The sequence below is a fragment of the Paraburkholderia lycopersici genome (assembly GCF_900096975.1).
GTDB classification, from domain to species: Bacteria; Pseudomonadota; Gammaproteobacteria; order Burkholderiales; family Burkholderiaceae; genus Paraburkholderia; species Paraburkholderia lycopersici.
The window spans coordinates 107,129-123,107 of the sequence record NZ_FMYQ01000011.1 but is presented as its reverse complement, the minus strand read 5'-3'; the positions used below and the strand labels follow the sequence as shown (position 1 = coordinate 123,107).

At 67.1% G+C, this 15,979-nt stretch carries 12 protein-coding genes; 8 read left to right on the top strand and 4 right to left on the bottom strand.

Translation table 11 applies throughout. The annotated features are described in order from the left end of the window. Positions 1 to 276: 276 nt before the first annotated feature. Both BLU17_RS14265 and BLU17_RS14260 read left to right on the top strand, forming a co-directional pair. Positions 277 to 483 (top strand): ChaB family protein, encoded by a 207-nt coding sequence (locus BLU17_RS14265; protein ID WP_091997467.1) that lies wholly within the window; start codon positions 277 to 279, stop codon positions 481 to 483. A gap of 22 nt (positions 484 to 505) precedes the next feature. Further along, on the top strand, positions 506 to 3,394 hold the full coding sequence (locus tag BLU17_RS14260) for an AMP-binding protein (RefSeq protein ID WP_091997465.1): 2,889 nt from the start codon (positions 506 to 508) through the stop codon (positions 3,392 to 3,394). 260 nt (positions 3,395 to 3,654) lie between these two features. Here BLU17_RS14260 and ppsA read toward each other — a convergent pair whose 3' ends face one another. From ppsA to BLU17_RS33150, 3 genes are all read right to left on the bottom strand, one after another. Continuing rightward, positions 3,655 to 6,090, bottom strand: a complete 2,436-nt coding sequence (gene ppsA / locus BLU17_RS14250; protein ID WP_091997463.1) for a phosphoenolpyruvate synthase — start codon at positions 6,088 to 6,090, stop codon at positions 3,655 to 3,657. After that, on the bottom strand, positions 6,087 to 6,362 hold the full coding sequence (locus BLU17_RS14245; RefSeq protein ID WP_091997462.1) for a universal stress protein: 276 nt from the start codon (positions 6,360 to 6,362) through the stop codon (positions 6,087 to 6,089). Before BLU17_RS14245 ends, ppsA begins: the two co-directional genes overlap by 4 nt. Before the next feature lie 173 nt (positions 6,363 to 6,535). Then, the gene (locus tag BLU17_RS33150) at positions 6,536 to 6,697 is read right to left on the bottom strand and encodes a hypothetical protein (protein ID WP_176929091.1); all 162 of its coding nucleotides are present in this window, start codon (positions 6,695 to 6,697) and stop codon (positions 6,536 to 6,538) included. 268 nt (positions 6,698 to 6,965) lie between these two features. On the opposite strand from BLU17_RS33150, the gene BLU17_RS14240 reads away from it, so the two are divergent. Next, complete coding sequence (locus BLU17_RS14240) at positions 6,966 to 7,469, top strand: lecithin retinol acyltransferase family protein (RefSeq protein ID WP_091997461.1); 504 nt, start codon at positions 6,966 to 6,968, stop codon at positions 7,467 to 7,469. 201 nt (positions 7,470 to 7,670) lie between these two features. Beyond that, positions 7,671 to 8,822: a lysylphosphatidylglycerol synthase transmembrane domain-containing protein gene (locus tag BLU17_RS14235; RefSeq protein WP_091997460.1), complete on the top strand. Its 1,152-nt coding sequence runs from the start codon at positions 7,671 to 7,673 to the stop codon at positions 8,820 to 8,822. A gap of 243 nt (positions 8,823 to 9,065) precedes the next feature. On the opposite strand, the gene BLU17_RS14230 is transcribed toward BLU17_RS14235, so the two are convergent. Then, positions 9,066 to 12,245 carry a bifunctional diguanylate cyclase/phosphodiesterase gene (locus tag BLU17_RS14230; RefSeq protein WP_091997459.1) on the bottom strand — a complete coding sequence of 1,060 codons (3,180 nt, stop codon included), beginning with the start codon at positions 12,243 to 12,245 and terminating at the stop codon, positions 9,066 to 9,068. A gap of 471 nt (positions 12,246 to 12,716) precedes the next feature. Between BLU17_RS14230 and BLU17_RS14225 the strand changes: the two genes are divergently transcribed. From BLU17_RS14225 to bufB, 4 genes are all read left to right on the top strand, one after another. Beyond that, a complete protein-coding gene (locus tag BLU17_RS14225; RefSeq protein ID WP_091997630.1) occupies positions 12,717 to 13,907 on the top strand; it encodes an MGDG synthase family glycosyltransferase in 1,191 nt (396 codons plus the stop codon). Then, positions 13,904 to 14,383 carry a hypothetical protein gene (locus BLU17_RS14220; RefSeq protein ID WP_091997458.1) on the top strand — a complete coding sequence of 160 codons (480 nt, stop codon included), beginning with the start codon at positions 13,904 to 13,906 and terminating at the stop codon, positions 14,381 to 14,383. The genes BLU17_RS14225 and BLU17_RS14220 overlap by 4 nt, the downstream gene beginning before the upstream one ends. Positions 14,384 to 14,657: 274 nt before the next feature. After that, on the top strand, positions 14,658 to 14,990 hold the full coding sequence (locus BLU17_RS14215) for a BufA1 family periplasmic bufferin-type metallophore (RefSeq protein WP_091997457.1): 333 nt from the start codon (positions 14,658 to 14,660) through the stop codon (positions 14,988 to 14,990). A 67-nt stretch (positions 14,991 to 15,057) separates the two neighbouring features. Continuing rightward, positions 15,058 to 15,978: an MNIO family bufferin maturase gene (gene bufB / locus BLU17_RS14210; RefSeq protein WP_091997455.1), complete on the top strand. Its 921-nt coding sequence runs from the start codon at positions 15,058 to 15,060 to the stop codon at positions 15,976 to 15,978. Position 15,979: the final 1 nt, after the last annotated feature.

The window sequence follows — 15,979 nt, the reverse complement described above, 5'->3', positions numbered from 1 at the left end:
GTTGCACTTCAACCGACATTCAGAAGACAGGCGCCCGCGCCCATGCCCGGCGTCGCCTTTGCCGCCCCGTAACCGGGGCGCCGCCCGGCTTGCCCCGGCGAGCCGCATGCCTGACTCAATCTAACGGCGGGGCGCTTCGCGCGATTGACTTGAATCAGTGGTCTCCTTGGTGGTGTGCGCCGCCGAATTCTCTTGATTTGAATCAGACGCCGATCGGCCCGCCCGCGCGAGTCTCCCAATAGCTCCGACTCACCTCGCACACGACACTCCCTCACCGTGCCCTATCCAACCAACGCCGACTTGCCTGCGGGCGTACGCAATCATTTGCCGCCGCATGCGCAGGACATCTTCCGCGCCGCGTTCAATCACGCGTGGGCCGACCACGCCTCGGACCCGCGCCAGGAGGAAGCGGCGCGCCGGATCGCCTGGGCGGCCGTCAAACGGCTCTACGTCCGCGACGGTGCGTACTGGGTGCCGCGCTGAGCGGTTCCGCGAGGGTATGTCCATGAATCCGCTGCCCGACGACACCCGCGCCGCACGTCTCATGCGGCTCATCGAGACGCTCGCCGCCGAGCTGCACGGCGAAGGACACCGTCCCGGGCGCGTTTCGATGACAACGCAGCTCGAGCGCGATCTCGGCTTCGACAGCCTCGCGCGGGCCGAACTGGCCGAACGCATCGAGCAAGCTTTTGCCGTGCGCCTGCCGCCCGACGCGTTCGCGGCCGTCACGCCGGCCGATCTGCTCAAGGCCATAGAAGGGGGCGCGCGGGCGGCGCCTGGCGAAGCCGCGCCGCCCGCGCGCGCCTCATCGCAGGTGCGCAGCGAGCTCGCGGCGACGGTGCCGGAGCAGGCCCGCACTGTCACCGAGGTGCTCCAATGGCACGCCCGCAAGCATCCGGACCGGCTTCATCTCACGCTGATCGCAAACGGCGCATCCACGGAGCTCACTTACGGCGCGCTCTTTCAGCGCGCCGCGCGGGTGGCCAATGCGCTGCGCGCGCTCGGCGTGGACCCGGGCGCACGCGTCGCGCTGATGCTGCCCACCAGCGCCGGCTATTTCGTCGCCTTCGGCGCGCTGATGCTGTGCGGCGCCGTGCCGGTACCGATCTATCCGCCGGCGAGCCTCGCGCAGGTCAAGGAACACGTCGAACGCCACGCCTCGATCCTTGCCAATGCCGAGGTCTCCACGCTGATCGCCTCGGCAGCGCTGGGCGCCGTTGCGCAACTGCTCAGGCTGAAGGTGCCGACACTGCGCCAGATCCTCGACGGCGCAGCCCTCGAAGAGGCGCCGGGACATGACGAGCAGGCGCCGCTCGTCAGGACCGGCCCACACGAACTCGCCTTGCTCCAGTACACGTCCGGCAGCACCGGCGAGCCCAAAGGGGTCATGCTGAGCCATGCGAACCTGCTGTCGAACATCCGCGCAATGGGCGAGCGCATGGCCGTGCGGCCCGACGACAGGCTCGTGAGCTGGCTGCCGCTCTATCACGACATGGGGCTCATCGGCGCGTGGCTCGCGCCGCTCTATTTCGGTTTTCCGCTCGTCGCCATGTCGCCGCTCGCGTTTCTCGCGCGCCCGGCCCTCTGGCTGGAGACGATTTCGCAACGTCGCGCGACCATCACGGCCGCGCCCAACTTCGCATACGAATGGTGCGCGCGGCGCCTGTCCGCGCACCTGCTCGCGGGCCTCGATCTGAGCTCGCTGCGCTTCGCGTTCTGCGGCTCCGAGCCCGTGAATCCGGACACGCTGCGGGCCTTCGCCGAACGCTTCGCCCCGTTCGGGTTCGACGCGCGCGCCATCACGCCGGTCTATGGCCTTGCCGAGAACGCACTCGCCGTCACGTTCCCCCCGCCCTCGCGCGGCCTGCGCGTCGATCTCGTGCAGCGCGACGCGCTTGCCACGCGCGGCGAAGCCGTGCAGGCGCCCCCCGGCGACGATGCGCTCGCGCTCGTCGCCTGCGGATACCCGCTTGCCGGTACCGGGCTGCGCATCGTGGACGCGCAGCGCCAGCCGCTCGCCGAGCGCCATATCGGCCATATCGAGTTTCGCGGCGCGAGCGCGACGGCGGGTTACTACCGCAAACCGGAGCAAACCGCCCGCCTCGTGCACGACGGCTGGCTCGACAGCGGCGACCTGGGCTATCTCGCAGACGGCGAACTCTTCGTCACGGGCCGCAGCAAGGACCTCATCATCCGCGCCGGCCGCCACATCTTCCCCGACGAGCTGGAGCACGCGGTGGCACGGCTAGGGGACATCGAGCCGGGCGGCGTGGCCGCCTGCGGCGAGCCGGACCCGATCGCGGGTACCGAGCGCCTCGTCGTGATCGTCGAAACCGCGCTGCGCGAAGTTGCCGCACGCGCCGATCTCGAAGCGCGCGTGAACGCCGTCGTGCTGCGGCAGTGCGGGTCGCCCGCCGAGCGCGTCATGCTCGTCGCGCCTCACAGCATTCTCAAGACGCCTGGCGGCAAGATCCGCCGCGCCGCGACGATCGAGCGCCTGCGGCACGGCACGCCTCGTGCGAAGCCGGCAGGCGCATTCGCGCCCTGGCGCCAGACATTCTCGCTTGCGGCCGCCACCGCGGTCCCGCTCGCGCGGGCCGCCTTCGCCTCGCTGAGACGCATCGGACGTGGCGCGTGGTGCTGGTCGCTCGCCGGCATCGCGTTTTCGGCCGTCGGTCTGTACGTAACGCTCGATCGCGACCCGGCGCGCCGCTGGCGCGCGGCCGCTCATGCGTGCCGCATCGTGCTGCGCGCCGTTGGCCTGAACGCGACGCTGCGCGGCGCGGAGCACCTCGATGCCGCCGCGCCTCCCGTGCTGGCCGCCAATCACACGAGCTATCTCGACGTGGTTGCACTGCTCGCCACGTTGCCTCAGCCGGTTCACTTCGTCGCCAAGCGTGAGCTCTCGCGCCAGCCGTTGGTCGGCGCGCTGCTGCGTGCGCTCGGCACGCGCTTCGTCGCGCGCGACGACTATGGCCAGGGCCTCGCCGACGAAGCGCAACTCGTCGAATGCGCCCGCGCTGGCGAAACGCTGCTGTTCTTCCCCGAAGGGACCTTCGTGGCCGCCGCCGGCCTGCGCGCCTTCAGGCTGGGCGCGTTCCGCGCGGCGGTGCTGGCTCGCCGCCCGGTGCTGCCCATCGCCGTGCGCGGCGCGCGCCAGGCGCTGCGCGATGGGCGCCGGGTTCCGGAGCGCGGCGGGATCGAGGTGGAATTGCTCGAGCCGCTCTGCGCCGAGGGACGCGATTTCCACGCGATGGTGAGCCTGCGCGAGCGCACGCGCGCAGCGCTGCTCGCGAAGTGCGCGGAACCGGACGCCGCCGTTCAGGCCGCGCCCGCCGAAGCACCGGGCGAGCAAGCTACATCGAGCGACGACGCGGCCATGCCGCAGCCGTGAATGAAAGGATGACTAACGAATGATTTCGACGCCGCTATTTCGACGCCGCTATTTCGACGCCGCTATTTCGACGCCGCTATTTCGACGCCGCTATTTCGACGCCGCTATTTCGACGCCGCTATTTCGACGCCGCTATTTCGACGCCGCTATTTCGACGCCGCTATTTCGACGCCGCATGCACGGCGCGAGTCCCGGCTTCCCGGCGCTCCGACATTCCGGGCATCGCCGCTCGTGACCAGCCGGCGGCCCCCCTGCGCGGCTCATAGCGGCAACCGCTCCGCGAGGCTCGCCGGCATGCCCGGTTCCGCATCGTGCGCCGGCTCGCTGGCCGCGACGCAGCGTTTGACCGCGACGAAGCTGTCGGGGCTCACCGAGATCGAATCGATGCCGCACTCGACCAGGAACGCGGCGAATTCGGGATGGTGCGCGGGGGCCTCGCCGCATAACCCGACCTTCGCGCCAGATCGATGGGCTTCTTCGATCACCCTGCGCACCATCCACTTGAGCGCGTCGTTCTGCTCGTCGAAGAGCCCGGAGAGCTGCGCCGAGTCGCGGTCCACGCCGAGCGTGAGCTGCGTGAGATCGTTGCTGCCGATCGAGAAGCCGTCGAAGCGCTGCGCGAACTGACGGGCGAGCACGACATTGGACGGGATCTCGCACATCACGTAGATCTCCAGACCATCGCGCCCGCGCTCCAGCCCGTTCTCCTTCATGACCGCCAGGACGCGGTCGGCTTCCTCGGGTGTGCGGCAGAACGGAATCATCACGATGACGTTGGTGAAGCCCATCGCTTCGCGCAGACGCCGGATCGCGCGGCATTCGAGCGCAAAGCCTTCGCGGTACAGCGGCGAGTAGTAGCGCGAGGCGCCGCGAAAGCCGAGCATCGGGTTGGCTTCGCGCGGCTCGAACTGCGCGCCGCCGACGAGGTTGGCGTACTCGTTGGTCTTGAAGTCGCTCATGCGCACGATCACGGGATGCGGAAAGTGCGCGGCCGCGATGCGCCCGAGCGCACGCGAGAGCTGGTCCACGAAATACTCCGTGCGGTCGTCGTAACCGGCGCTCAGATCGCGAATGATGCGCTTCGCCTGTTCGTCCTTCAGCTTGTCGTAATGGACGAGCGCCATGGGATGGACCCTGATCTGGCTGCCGATCACGAACTCCATCCTCGCGAGCCCCACCCCATCGGCCGGAATGCGCCACCAGCGAAAAGCCGCCGCCGGGTTCGCGAGATTGAGCATGATGCCGGTGCGCGTGGACGGCAGGTCCGAGAAGTCGATTTCGTCCGCGTGAAATTCGGCAATCCCGTCGTACACCACGCCTTCCTCGCCTTGCGCGCAACTCACCGTGACCGGCTGACGGTTACGCAGCACGCGCGTCGCGTTGCCGGTGCCGACGATCGCCGGCAGGCCGAGCTCCCGGCTCACGATCGCCGCATGCGAGGTGCGGCCGCCGTGATCCGTGACGATCGCGGACGCGCGCCGCATGATCGGCACCCAGTCGGGGTCGGTGGTCTGCGTGACCAGTACCGCGCCGTCCACGAAGCGCGCCATGTCGCGCGGCTGCTCGATCACACAGACCGGCCCCGCGCCGATCGCCTCGCCGACGCTCACGCCCGCAAGGAGCCGCGGGCCCGTCTTGCCGAGGCGCCAGGTTTTGAGCGCGCCCGCGTCGCGGCGCGACTGCACGGTTTCCGGGCGCGCCTGCACGATGAAGATTTCGCCTGTCGCGCCGTCCTTCGCCCACTCCATGTCCATCGGGCAGCCATAGTGCGCCTCGATCAGACAGGCCCAGCGCGAGAGCTTCAGGATTTCATGGTCCTGCAGCACGTAGGCGCGGCGCTCGGCGAGCGACGTCCGCACGTTTCGCGTCGGTTGCATGCGGCTGCGCGCGCAGACCATCTTGACGGTCTTGGCGCCGCGCTTCTTGCCCACGATGGGCGTGAGCGAAGAGTTGTCCAGCAACGGCTTGAAGACCTCGTACTCGTCCGGGTCGACGGCGCCCTGCACGACGTTTTCGCCGAGCCCCCACGCCGCGTCGATGAGAACGACGCGCTCGAAACCGGTTTCGGTATCGAGCGAGAACATGACGCCCGCGCCGCCCAGGTCGGCGCGCACCATCTGCTGCACACCCACCGACACCGCGACCGCGAGCGCGTCGAAGCCTTTCGCCTGGCGGTAGCTGATCGCGCGGTCGGTATAGAGCGACGCATAGCAGCGCCGGCACGCGTGGAGCACCGCCGCGCCGCCGCACACGTTCAGGAAGGTTTCGAACTGGCCGGCGAAGCTCGCCTCGGGCAGGTCTTCGGCTGTCGCGCTGGAACGCACGGCGACGCTCAGCGTTTCGTGGCCGCTCTGGCGGCTCAGTTCCGCATAGGCGACCTGGATGGCGTCCGCGATGGCCGCCGGCCATTCGCCGCGCAAGATCGCCGCGCGGATCAGCGCGCCCGTTTCGGCGAGCGGGCGCCGCCCGGCCTCGAGATCGTCCAGCGCGCCGGTAATCACTTTATCGAGACGGTTCGCCTCGATGAAATCGCGATACGCCTGCGCGGTGGTTGCGAAGCCGGGCGGCACCTTGATGCCGTGGGGCGCGAGATTGGCGATCAGTTCGCCGAGCGACGCGTTCTTGCCGCCGACGCGCGCGAGATCGGCGCGCGTGACCTCCGCGAGCCAGACGACCGGGGAGCATGCGGCGTTCATGAAGCACCCCGCACGAGCAGCACCGGGCAAGCCGTCTCGCGGTCCGCGCCCCGCGCCTTCGCCTCGGAGCGGGCCGATTCGGGCACCACCGTTCGGGCGCGTTCCCGATATGCGGCGATCAGTGCCGCCGGCATGCAGGCCCGCGCTCTGCCGAACGGCGCCATGATGTCGATCGCATGCGCGCATGTCAGGCGAGCGACGTGCAGCGGCTCGGCGAGCGCACGGTCCGAAGTCTCGCTGCCGTCGAACGCCACCAGAATCTCCTCGTACATGGTCTGCCTCCTGACCCCGGATATCCGGGCCGCAGTGCCTTGCCTGATGCCCATCATCGGTCTGGACGGCGGCTCGTAATTGATTTGCATCAAGAGGAAAACGCGGTCGGGACGACAGCGGCGCACCGGGTACGTGACCGACATCCCGGTGCTCGTCTACGACGTGCCCGGAGTCACGGGCAGCGCTCGGGCTGCGTCAAGCCGTCGTCGACGACATAAAGGCCGGCGCGGCACACGCTGCACACCTGCCCGCCGATGAACCGTTCGCCCGCCGCGGGAACCGGATCGGGCACGTCGGCTTCTCGCCATTGCGGACTCGTACCGTCCAACAGCATCGCAGCGTGCTTCAGCGGTTCCTCCGCCTTCCCATCCTCCCGATTCGATATCAGCGTTGCCCGTCTCCCGCGTCAGAAATTCCCTACACGCACAGCACACATCGCACGCCAATCTCAGCCGGCGCTGATTGTTGCCGCCCGGCCCGAAACCAATACTCAAGGCGTGACAAGAACGGAACGGTCCACTGGTCATGCGGCAAGCCAAGCCATCTTTGCTGGCGCCGCGCCAGTCGCGGCCGGGTAGCGCCACACTGTCCGGGAGCGAGTCATGGGCCAGCACGAAGAATCGGGATGCACAGACATCGTGTTCACGCGCGATTTGCCCGTGGGCACCCACCTCGCCACGCGGCGCCCGGGCTACATGCATCACGGCATCTACATCGGAAGCGGTCGCGTCATTCACTACGCCGGGCTCTCCCGCCATCTTGGCAGCGGCCCGGTCGAAGCCGTCTCGATCGAGGATTTTTCGGCGGGTTTCGGCCTCCAGGTCGTGCAGCACCTGCAGGCGCGATACACGGGCCTGGAGGTAGCGCGCCGCGCGGCATCTCGCCTCGGCGAGCAGAACTACAAGCTGCTCACCAACAATTGCGAACACCTGTGCCTCTGGTGTGTGCTCGGGCAAGGGCGAAGCCACCAGGTCGATGCATGCATCCGCAATCCTGCCCGCGCCGTATGCGTGCTTTTCGCGCTGCTGGTCTGCAAGCTGGTTCGTGGCGGGATGCCGGCTCCAGCGGCCAGGTCAGTCGAAGTTCCCGTCCCGGCACTGAACTGAACCCCAGGCTGAGCCGGCTGAAAACCTCTCCCGTGCGGTCCGCGCCGCCAGCAGCCGTCCGATGTCCGCCACCGCGATGACGAACAGCGTCTGACAGATTGACATGCATCAAGCCCGACATCAGGCGCGCGCCGAAAATCTCCCTGCCGACGCGCAATCGACTTGCATTGCGTCGCCGCTCCTTTCCTGAGACGGGTTTCGATGAATGCCGGTCCCTCTACCCCTCGCGGACAGCACGATGGCGAGCCGCCCTTGCCGCAAGCCGCCTCGCCCATCGCGCAACGTGCTGCGCGCGCCTTCCGGCGTGCGCTAACGGGAGACGCGCGCAGGCGCGGGCAGGCGGCCTGGGCAGTCGGCCTCCTCTGCCTGCTCGTGCTTGTGCTCGTCGTCGTACGCGCCAGTTCGCTCGAACGCAGCCTGGCGCTCGCGCGCGCGGCGCGTCCGGGGTGGCTGCTGATCGCGCTGGCTGCCCAGGCCGCAACCTATGTGAGCGCAGCGCTCGTCTGGCGCCAGCCGCTGCGGGATTCCGGCTACGCATTGCCGATGCGCGTGCTCGTGCGTCTTGGCATCGTCAAGGTGTTTACCGACCAGGCGCTGCCGAGCGCCGGCCTCGGCGGAAGCCTCATGGCGATTCGCGGGCTGCTGCGCCACGGCGTCCCGCGCCCGGTCGCCCTGACCGCATTGCTGACCAGCCTGGTTTCGCGCGACATCGCCTTCCTGATCGTCGTGTTCGGAAGCGCCGCGCTGCTCTGGCTGCACCATGCCGCAGGCACCGCGCTTTTCGTCGGCATCGCCGTTTTCCTGCTGGCGCTCCTGCTCGTCCCCGCCTTGCTCATCGCGCTGCACAAGTGGAACCACGACCCGCATGTCGCCTTGCTCGGCAAATGGCTGCATCTGTCACGCCTGATCGAATCGTTCAGCGACATCCAGCCCGAGCTCTTGCTCAACCGCCGCCTGCTCGTGCGCACGGTCGCCCCGCAACTCGCGATCTTTCTTCTCGATGCGGGCACGCTGTGGCTCGCGCTGGGCGCTGTGGGCGCACGCACGCCGTTCTGGGTGGCATTCGCAAGCTTCGCGGTCGCCTCGATGGTGGCGACCATCGGGCCGGTGCCGGTCGGGCTCGGCACGTTCGAAGCGGCTTCGGTAGGCATGCTGCGGCTGCTCGGCGCACCGATCGAAGCGGCACTCGCGGCAACGCTTCTGTTGCGCGGCCTCACCTTCTGGCTACCCATGCTGCCCGGCGTATGGCTCGCGCACATCGAACTGCGTGCGGGCCAGCGCAAAACGACCGCGGCAGCCGAGGCAGGCGTCACGGTACCGCCGCAGGGCGACGACGCAAGATCCAACGACTGATATCGATCAAGCGAAGCCGGCCAACCGCCCGACGAGGAATCGTCTTGATTTACCGGTGGCCCGGGAGCGCCGCGCCGAGGTTCGGGGCGGCGGGAGAGGTCGAAAGCAAGAAGTGTCTCTGCGCATCAGCAATGCGCAAGGCGCATGAGGCCCGATAACGCGGGCCAGATCGCAGAAAGACAATCATCTGGCTGAAATTCGCCGGCGACCACGCGAGACGTCCCGCTCCAGGCTAGCCACCGTCTACGCTACCTTGCGCGCATTGGTCCACAACCAGAGATCGGTGGGCGACAGCGCCTTCGAAAACAGAAAACCCTGCAATTCGTCGCAGCCGATCGTGCGCAGAATGCGAGCCTGGTGTTCGCTCTCGACCCCCTCGGCGACCACGCGCAGGCCCAGTTCGCGACCGAGATCGATGATCGCCCGAATGATGGCGAGGTCCGCCGGGGCATCGAGCATGTCGAGTACGAACGCGCGATCGATCTTGAGCCGGTCGAGCGGAAAGCGGTTCAGATAGCTGAGGCTCGAATAGCCGGTGCCGAAATCGTCGAGCGACAGCTTGACCCCCAGCGCGCGGATTGCGCTTATCGTCGCGAGGTGATTCTCCGCACTGTCCATCAGCACGGTTTCGGTGATTTCGAGTTCGAGTCGCCCGGCCTCGACGCGATGGAGCGCGAGACTGTCCGTGAGCGTGCCGATCAGGTCGGGATCGCGCAACTGGATCGCCGACAGGTTGATCGAAACGCGACGTAGCGGCAGCCCCTGCGCGTCCCACGCGGCGATCTGCCGGCAGGCTTCGTCGATCACCCACGCCCCGATCGGAATGATGAGCCCCGTATCTTCGGCAACCGGAATGAACTGCGCGGGCGACACCGTCCCGATCTGCGGGCTGTTCCAGCGCAGCAGCCCTTCGACGGAAACGAGTTCGCCCGTGTGCGCATCGACGCATGGCTGGTATTCGAGCCGGAATTCATGCTTCTCGATCGCGGCGCGAAGGCACGCTTCGAGCGTCAACCGGTAGCGCGTGCGCTCGGCCATGTCGGGCGCAAAGAACCTGACGAGATTGCGCCCCGCTTCCTTTGCCTGGTACATCGCCGCATCGGCATTCTGCATCAGCGTTTCGATATCCGAACCATCGTCGGGAAAGAGCGCCACGCCGACACTGCACGAGACCTGCAGCGTCACACCGCCGACCTCGTGCGGCTGACGCACGAGCGGCAGCAGACGATCCTCGATCGTGCGCATGACGTCGGCCGCGTTGCTGACGCCGTTCAGGATCACCGTGAACTCGTCGCCGCCGAGACGGCTTACCGTGTCGTTGCTGCGCACGGCCTGCAGCAGGCGCCGCGAGACCGAGCGCAGCAGGTTGTCGCCGACGTGATGGCCCAGCGAATCGTTGATGTCCTTGAAGCGGTCAAGATCGATGAACAGCACCGCAACGCGCTGTCCCGCGCGGCGCGCGTTGCCGAGCACGACGCCGAGACGCTTCACGAACAGCTCGCGGTTCGGCAATTCCGTCAGCACGTCGTGCTCCGCGAGGAACTGGATGCGCGCCTCGCTCTTCTTGCGGTCCGTGATGTCGATCAGCGTGCAGATGTAGTGCGACAGGTTCGCACGGCGGTCGCGCACGGCGCTCACCATCAGCCACGCAGGATAGTCGCTGCCCGCGCGGCGCCGCACGTGCGCCTCGCCGTGCCACGTGCTCAGGCGATTGACGGAATCCATGACGGCCGGAAGGATGTCGTCGTGCTCCTGCGCGCCGAAGAGGAACGCGGGTTCGCGCCCCGCCACGTCGTCGGCGCGGTATCCCGTTGCACGATAAAACGACGCGTTGGCGGTCACGAGCCGTCGTTGCGCGTCGAGGATCAGGATCGCTTCGGACGACGCCTCGAACACCTTGCCCCACAATTCGAGGCGCTGCTCCATCAGCTTGATCTGGTTGATCGGCGTGAACGCGGTCAGCACCGCGTCGCGCCCCTGGAAGTCGAGGCGTCGCGCCGACAACATGGCCCAGGTGGGCTCGCTGGCGGCCTTCCAGTGAACCTCGAACTCGTCGACGGCATCGCGGTCGGAGAGCTGCTGGAAGAAACGCGCGCGCACCTCCGAGTCGAGCCCGAAGCCCCACGGGTCGACCGTGCAGCCATTGAGCCAGTAAAGCGCGGGCTCGTTCGCGTGCAGCACCTCGTGACCCGGGATCGCCGTGACGACCATCGGCACCGGCGTCGCCTCCACGAGCGCATACTGCGCGGCCGAGGCGCGGGCGGTCGCGGCGAGTTCCTTCTGCACGTCGCGCTCGCGGTCGAGTTGCGCGAGCATGTCGTTGAAGCCGCGCACGAGCTGGCCGATCTCGTCCTGGCTGTGCCAGCTCGCGCGCAGCGAGTGGTCCCCCGTGCGGCGCACCGTGTCCATCACCCGCGCGAGCTGGCGCAGCGGCCGCGAAATCTGCTGCGCGACGAAGTACACCATGCTCAGGATCGCGCACAGCAGAAACAGCGCGGTGCCGAGGTGCAGCCACATCCGTTCGAAAAGCCCGCGCACGCGCTCGTGCAGCAGTCCTTCGAGCTGATTGCCGGTCACGCTCCATGCGTCGCTCACGCTCATGACCACGCGCTGCTGCGCGGCGTCGAGCACGGCAAGCGTACCGGCATCCACGCCGGCGTCCACCGCGGTGCCGGCCACGTGGCGATATGCATCGACGGCGGCGAGCATATGCCCGATCGCGGGACCCATCGAGCCGTTCAACGTGCCGTTCGCCGCCGCAGCCTCCGCATAGTCGGAACGCAAACCCTGCAATACGGCATCGAGCTGCCCTTCGAGCACGAGGTAGCGGGTCCGCATCTCGTCATGGCTCATCGGCACGGAGCGGCGATTCGAACCGGCGTCGTGCAGGTGGCGGCCGATCCGGTTGACGTCGCCGAGCAGTTCCGGATAACGCAGGATCGACAGCGACATCGAGTAGTAGCTGTCGAGGTCCGGGTCCAGAATCAGGTTCGACTGGTTGCCGACCCGCGTCACCAGCGCGCGCGTCGCCTCCAGACCGCCGTCCACCGTCGCGTCGCCGGCATGGGGCGCCGCCGTGGCCGCGAGCGCACGCAGCACGCGCGCATTGAGTTCGGCGCTTTGCATGTTGGCGCCATAGCGGCTCTCCGCGTCGGCGAGCCCGTTCGCCGTGCGGTGCAATTGCGCCGCCGTGCGCGGCCGCCCGGCCCCCGCGAGCGCAAAGTCGATGAGCGCGTCATGCACGGCCGCGACATAGGCGTTGCCGACCAGCTCCTTGTCGGAGAAGTCGATCGCGATGTACTTCTCGTGGATCAGGATGCCGCTGATATACAGCACTGCGCTCAAATCCAGCAAATAGATCAGCAGCAGCTTGCGGCCGACGCGAAGACGCGCGAGTAACCGGAAAAACAGGTTGCGTTTCATATGTATTGCTGTTCGAGCGCGAAGCTTGCGCACCGGGCGCCATGCCCCAGACGATTCACTTCTTTCCTTGCGGGAACGTCGGGTTTGACCTTGGGCGCGAAGACGGGAAAGACTCCTGAACATGCTATCGGTCGGCTGATTAATTTCTTGAGCTTCCGCTTAAAACTCACCATCACGGTGCCGGCAATGCGACATTGCAGTGCAAATACGCCCATCCTGGTGATGTGCAGACCTGCCTGCGATCGGGCAACCCGCATGGCCGCGGCGAAGCCGCCCGCCCCCACGAAGACCGGCGAGCAGTCCTATAGATTCCTGGAGATCCCGGTGCCAGGAATGATTGGCCAATGCTCGTTCTCCATGCGGACGCTTTTACTCGCGCGTAAGCTTGGGGGTTGGATCCGGGCCCGACGCTCACGCAGCGACGGCACGATGCACCGCACAACGCAAGGCCGACTGAACCGGCACGACGACATGGTCAGGCGAGAAACGAAAATCCTGCTCCTGAGCGTCAGCGCAGGCGCCGGTCATACCCGAGCCGCCGAGGCGCTGCTTGCCTTCGCGCAGACGCATCCCGCCGGCATCGAGGCTTCGCATCTCGACGTCATGGATTACGTGCCGGCCACCTTCCGCAAGCTCTATGCGGATCTTTATATCGAGGTCGTGACCAGCCAGCCCGCGTTGTGGGGGTACCTCTACCGCAAGACCGACGAGGCCGATCCGGCCTCGCTGCCGCAAAAAGTCCGGCGAGCCGTCGAGCGGCTAAACTGCCGGGCGCTGCTGGCCGAAATTGCGCGGCATCAGCCGGATGCCATTATCTGCACGCACTTTCTGCCTGCGGAGCTTTTGTCGCGCGAAATTCGCCATGGTCGCGTTCGGACCCCCGTCTGGGTGCAGGTCACCGACTTCGATCTCCACAGCATGTGGATCGTGCCCGGCATGAGCGGCTACTTCGCCGCCAGCGACGAAATCGCTTGGCGGATGGGCATGCGCGGCGTGCCCGCCTCGTCGGTGACCGTGAGCGGCATCCCGGTCATGCCCGCGTTCGGCCAGCCACTCGATCGCGTGTCGTGTGCCGCGGACTTCGGCCTCGATGCGAAACGGTTGACGTTCCTGATGATGTCGGGCGGCGCCGGCCTCGCAGGTCTCGAAACGCTGGCGGCGCGGCTGCTGGAGATGAATGCCGGTTTCCAGCTCGTCGTCCTGGCCGGCCGCAACGAGGCGATGCTCGCGGCGCTCCGCGCGCTGGCGGCACAGCATCCCGGGCGCCTGTTCCCACAAGGCTTTACGCATCGGGTCGAACGTCTGATGGCATGCGCGGATCTCGCCATCACCAAGCCGGGTGGCCTCACTACGTCCGAGTGCCTCGCAATGCAATTGCCCATGATCGTCACGTCGCCGATACCGGGGCAGGAGGAGCGCAACGCCGACTACCTGCTCGAACAGGGCGTGGCGCTCAAGGCCGTCGATGTCGACGCGCTGCGCTACCGGATACACATGCTGCTGGACGAGCCGGCTCGCCTGGCCGGCATGCGCCGGCGCATCGCCCCGCTCGGGCGGCCAATGGCGGGCCGCCTCGTGCTGGACCGCGTGCTCGACTCGCTTTCCGGCCGCCCGACGGGCGGTGCAGGCGCCATCGATGCCGGCACCGGGACGTCCGCGTGAGCCGCGCGAGCGTCAACCCGGACCTGCGCCTGGCAGCGCTGATTGCGTGGGTCCTGCTGCTCGGCTTCTTTTTCGCCAACGTCGAAATCCAGATCGAGGGCAACGCGGGCTGGGCGGCCAATCTGCCGACATGGCGAATCGAAAAGCACTGGCTGCTCGATATCTTCTGGGGCGGTCGCCCGATGACCGGCTATCACGCCTGGGTCTTCCCCTTCATGGCGCTATTTTTCCACCTGCCGCCGCTCTTCAACTGGCAATGGTCGTGGCGCACCGAGGCGCGCATCGTCGCCTGCATCATCCTGTTCTGGCTGACCGAGGATTTTCTCTGGTTTGTGCTCAATCCGGCTTACGGTCTCGCGCGTTTTACGCCGGCGTATGTGCCATGGCATATCCACTGGATCTGGTTCGCGCCCACCGACTACTGGACCATGAGCGCCGCCGCAGTCGTGCTTTTCCTCGTTTCGCGCTCGCGCTGAAACCGGCTTGGGCGTCTCGCTTCTTTCGGGGCAGGCTCCGCGAGGCAAATCCGAATCCATCATGGCCAGCTCGAACGCACATCGCAATCGCGTACCAGATCGCGCAAGACCGTGCAATTCCGGCCCCCGCCGATTCCGTATTCTTGTTGCGCGATGACGAGTCATCGCGTGCACACCGATGCAGGCCGAAACGCATCTATCCTCGCTCGCGTCAGGGCGATCGTTTCAATCGCGGTCTCCCGAAGATCGCGGCTCTCTCAACCCGGAGAAGTGTATGGCCGACCACAAGATGACCCCCCTGGTTGCAGGTGCGCTCGCAACTGCGCTCGCCGCTGTTGCGTCGACGCCTGCGAGCGCCCAGGAATTCACCGAAGCGCAGAAGAAGATTCAGGCCGAGCACACCGCGCTCGTCAAGTCGGGCAAGGTCGAACCGTGCTTCGGCACGGCACTGAAGGGACAAAACGATTGCTACGCGGGCGCGGGCACGACGTGCGCCGGCACGAGCACCGTGGACTACCAGGGCAACTCGTTCAGGCTCGTGCCGAAGGGCACCTGCACGAGCATTTCCACACCGAAGGGCGCAGGAAGCCTTTCACCGAAGGTCTAGGCTCCCATCCGGGCCGGGCCCCCGTCCCCGGCACCCCGGCCCGCCACGATCGAGACCGAGGTTGCTCATGTCCGCGTCGTCATCGTCCTTTCCTGCCCAGACTCGCCTGCCCTCGCGTGCCGGGGTCGGCCTCAAGGCCGGACACTGCCGAACGATACTCGAAACGCAGCCCGATATCGGCTTCTTCGAGGTTCATGCTGAAAACTACATGGGCGCGGGTGGCCCGCCGCACCGCTATCTGTCCGCCCTGCGCGAGTCGTACGGACTGTCGGTTCATGGCGTCGGCCTGTCCATTGGCGCGGACCGTCCGCTCGATCTGGACCATATTCGACGGCTCAAAACGCTCATGGCGCGCTACTCCCCAGCCCTGTTCTCGGAACATCTCGCGTGGTCCAGCCACGACTGCGGCTTTCTCAACGACCTGCTGCCGTTGCCGTATACAAGGCACAGCCTCGTTCGGGTCGCCGCCCACATCGACCAGGTGCAGACGTTGCTTGGCCGGCAAATCCTGCTCGAAAACCCTTCGACGTACGTCGCCTTCAAGGAGAGCACGTTTTCGGAGACAGACTTCATCGCCGCCGTCGTGCAGCGGACCGGATGCGGCCTCCTGCTCGACGTCAACAACGTCTACGTCGCGTCGACGAACCAGCAATGGGACCCGCTTGCCTGGCTGGCCGCATACCCGCTCGATGCCGTACAGGAGATTCATCTGGCCGGCCACGCGCGTGAAGCCGACGAGCAGGGCCGCCCGCTGCTGATCGACACGCACGACCGCCACGTCGACGATATTGTCTGGAATCTCTTCGCACATGTCGTCCGCAAAACGGGCCCGGTTCCCGTCTTGATCGAATGGGACGCCAACGTCCCAGACTGGCCGGCGCTCGCCGCCGAAGCCGCGCGTGCCGACCGCATCATGCAGACCGCCGCGCAGGCCGCGAGCGTCGAACGCGTGCCCCACGGGCCGCACGCCGCGGCCATGCCGCAATGAC

Bases quoted from the DNA above. Each gene is read 5' to 3' on its own strand.
- BLU17_RS14260 (WP_091997465.1), top strand. From the start codon at position 506: ATGAATCCGCTGCCCGACGACACCCGCGCCGCACGTCTCATGCGGCTC.
- ppsA (WP_091997463.1), bottom strand. From the start codon at position 6,090: ATGAACGCCGCATGCTCCCCGGTCGTCTGGCTCGCGGAGGTCACGCGC.
- BLU17_RS14245 (WP_091997462.1), bottom strand. From the start codon at position 6,362: ATGTACGAGGAGATTCTGGTGGCGTTCGACGGCAGCGAGACTTCGGAC.
- BLU17_RS33150 (WP_176929091.1), bottom strand. From the start codon at position 6,697: ATGCTGTTGGACGGTACGAGTCCGCAATGGCGAGAAGCCGACGTGCCC.
- BLU17_RS14240 (WP_091997461.1), top strand. From the start codon at position 6,966: ATGGGCCAGCACGAAGAATCGGGATGCACAGACATCGTGTTCACGCGC.
- BLU17_RS14235 (WP_091997460.1), top strand. From the start codon at position 7,671: ATGAATGCCGGTCCCTCTACCCCTCGCGGACAGCACGATGGCGAGCCG.
- BLU17_RS14230 (WP_091997459.1), bottom strand. From the start codon at position 12,245: ATGAAACGCAACCTGTTTTTCCGGTTACTCGCGCGTCTTCGCGTCGGC.
- BLU17_RS14225 (WP_091997630.1), top strand. From the start codon at position 12,717: ATGGTCAGGCGAGAAACGAAAATCCTGCTCCTGAGCGTCAGCGCAGGC.
- BLU17_RS14215 (WP_091997457.1), top strand. From the start codon at position 14,658: ATGGCCGACCACAAGATGACCCCCCTGGTTGCAGGTGCGCTCGCAACT.
- bufB (WP_091997455.1), top strand. From the start codon at position 15,058: ATGTCCGCGTCGTCATCGTCCTTTCCTGCCCAGACTCGCCTGCCCTCG.